The organism is Erythrobacter sp. CCH5-A1, assembly GCF_001557115.1.
GTDB lineage: Bacteria > Pseudomonadota > Alphaproteobacteria > Sphingomonadales > Sphingomonadaceae > Erythrobacter.
In genome coordinates this window covers 1-2414 of sequence record NZ_LSKQ01000187.1, presented here as the reverse complement: position 1 = coordinate 2414, position 2414 = coordinate 1, and the positions used below count along the sequence as shown (strand labels likewise).

Genomic DNA, 2414 nt, shown 5'->3' with positions numbered 1-2414 from the left:
GCCCCCGCCAGCGCCGCCCCCACGCCCAGCAGCAGCGAGAGGATCGAGATGTTGTTCGCCACCTTGGTGCGCTCTTCGAAGCGCACCGCGTGACGGGCGGTGATGTGGCCGAGCTCGTGGGCGAGCACGCCCTGCACCTCGTTGGCGGTATCGGCCGCGCCGATCAGCCCGGAGTGGACATAGATCGCCTGCCCGCCCGCCACGAAAGCGTTGATCGAGCCATCATTGATCAGCACGACCTCGACATTGCCGGGCTCGAGTTCGCTCGCCTCGACGAGCGGCGCGAGCATGTCCTTGAGGAGTTGCTCCGTCTCGGCATCGCGCAGCACCGATTGCGCTGCGGCCGGGTGGGCGGCGAGCAGCAGGCTCGCCAGCAGGGCGAGGCAGAAGGCGAGGGGGTTGGGGCGACCGCGCATCGGCTGCACCCTACCTGCATCGCGGCTGAACGCAATGTGAAGGTGGGGCTGCCTAGCCTACAAGCTTCCTTGCCGCGCGTTCGATCATCGCCACATCCTCGGGGATCTCGCCGAGGATTTCCGCGCAGCCGATCTCGTCGCGGCGGATCAGCGCGAGCGCGAATTCGCTGGCACCGCCGTCGAGTTCCTCGAGCGTGATCGCCTCCAGCGCGCGCAGCGCCTGGGCCAGCGCCTCGCGCACAGCGTGGGCATCCTCGACCGGCTTGCCCTGCTCCTCGCGGCGCAGGCGGCGTTCGGCCTTGACGATCGCCTTCACCCCGCCCTCGGTCCCGGCGAGGTAGCCCGCAAGGCTTCCGCGCTCCAGTTGCAAGCGGTGGGCGTGGGTCAGCACGGCGGCGTATTCGGTGAGGCGGGTCTTGTCGTAATCATGGCCGAACACGAGCTTGACCACCGGGGTCATCGGCGCGCGTTCCTGCACGGTGAGACCGGCGTCGGCGATCAGTTCGGCGTAGTCTTCCGGCGCCTCCTTGGCGGCGAGCGAGAAGTCGTAGGCGCGGCTCACCGCGGCATAGAGCGCGCTGCGGCTGCGGTCCTCGGTGCTGTCGGCCGCGCGGGCGAGTTCGCGTGCGGCGGCGAGGCAATCGTAAAGGCCCGCGTCCTCGGGCAGATCGTCGGCGAAAGCGGCAAGGCTGTCCTCGGCGTCGCCCGTTTCATCGGCCACAGCGACCTCTTCGGTCTCCTGCACATCATCGAAGACGGGCGCGAGTTCCGGCTCGGGTTCGAACGTGATCTCGGGTTCGGGCGTGAAGCCGTAATCGGGCTCGACCGCATCCTCGGCAAAGGGCAGCGGCTCGATCCCGGTCAGGTCGATCGCCTTCTTGGCCGGCGCCTCGATGTAGTCGGCGAGCGATGCGAAATTGTAGCCGGCGTCTTCGCCCTCGCCTTCGTCCTCGTCATATTCCTCGTCGGGATCGTCGAGCGCATACTGGCTGAAATCGGGCAGGACGACCTCTTCGGCCGGCCCGGCGAGACTTGCGTAATCGCGCGGGAAATCGTCTTCGGCGTCTTCGCCGATGGCGTGGTCGGCGGGGGCAGCGATGTCGGTCTCGTCCTCGTGCGCAGGAGAATCCGCCCAGTCGGTGACCGGATCAGCCGGGCGCAGGCCGGCCTCCGCCGCATCGTCGTCCTCTTCGATGTCTTCCAGCGCGAGCGCGAGTTCGGAACCCAGTTCGAGCGTCTGGTCGATTTCGAGCAGCAGTTCGTCCGCGGTCAGCTGGTCGGCCATCTCCTTCCAGTTGATGACGCCATAGATGAAGTCGATGGTCGCGTTGTCGCTCGAAAACGGCAGCAGGATCCCGCGATAGAGGATCGCGATCCCGGCGTGGTTGACGAACTCCGCCTCGAACCCGATCGGCGCCTGGTTGGCGAGGATCTGCATGTAGTGATCGGTGATGCGCGACAGCAGCGAGCGCGGCGGCACATCCGAAAGCCGGGTGATCACGGTGCCGTGCGCGTTGCATTCGACCGAAAGCCGCTCGCCGAGGAAACGCACCACCGGGTTGTCGATCCCGAAGGAGAAATCGAGCAGCACCGAATGCGGGCCGAAATCGGGAAGATTGGCGGGATCGAGGTCTTCGATGTTGGGGAACAGGTTGTCCCCGAGCAGGCTCGCCCAGTGGTTGTAGGCGCGCACCTGCATGCGGCGTTCGTCCTGGCCGATGGCATGCGGCGGGAGCTCGCGGCTGCGGGCCGGCTCGGCGCCGTCGTGCTCGCTTTCCTCCCAGCTACGATCCGCGGACGAATCGGAACCGAAGGTGCCGCGCAGAGTGTCCATGGCTGTAAATCCGCCCCTTGGTGAACCTGTGTCAGCCCGTTCTGGCGCGGCGTGGTAAAGATCGCGTTAAGCGGGTGGGGGGAGTTTTTGTTTCGCGTGCCACCTTTGGTGGCGCAGACCTCCTGCCCCGCCTCCCCACCCGGCCACCATATCATGGAGTACCA

Annotated in this window: 2 protein-coding genes; both read right to left on the bottom strand. The window is 66.8% G+C overall.

The annotated features are described in order from the left end of the window. Nucleotides 1-416, bottom strand: a 416-nt coding sequence (locus tag AX708_RS11100; RefSeq protein ID WP_156454567.1) for a M48 family metallopeptidase, incomplete at its 3' end; no start/stop codon positions are given. A gap of 52 nt (nt 417-468) precedes the next feature. Next, the gene (locus AX708_RS21365) at nt 469-2250 is read right to left on the bottom strand and encodes a hypothetical protein (protein WP_066525583.1); all 1782 of its coding nucleotides are present in this window, start codon (nt 2248-2250) and stop codon (nt 469-471) included. Nucleotides 2251-2414: the final 164 nt, after the last annotated feature.

What these genes read in the sequence shown, in the direction of transcription:
- AX708_RS21365 (WP_066525583.1), bottom strand. Translation starts at nt 2,250, where the DNA reads ATGGACACTCTGCGCGGCACCTTCGGTTCCGATTCGTCCGCGGATCGT.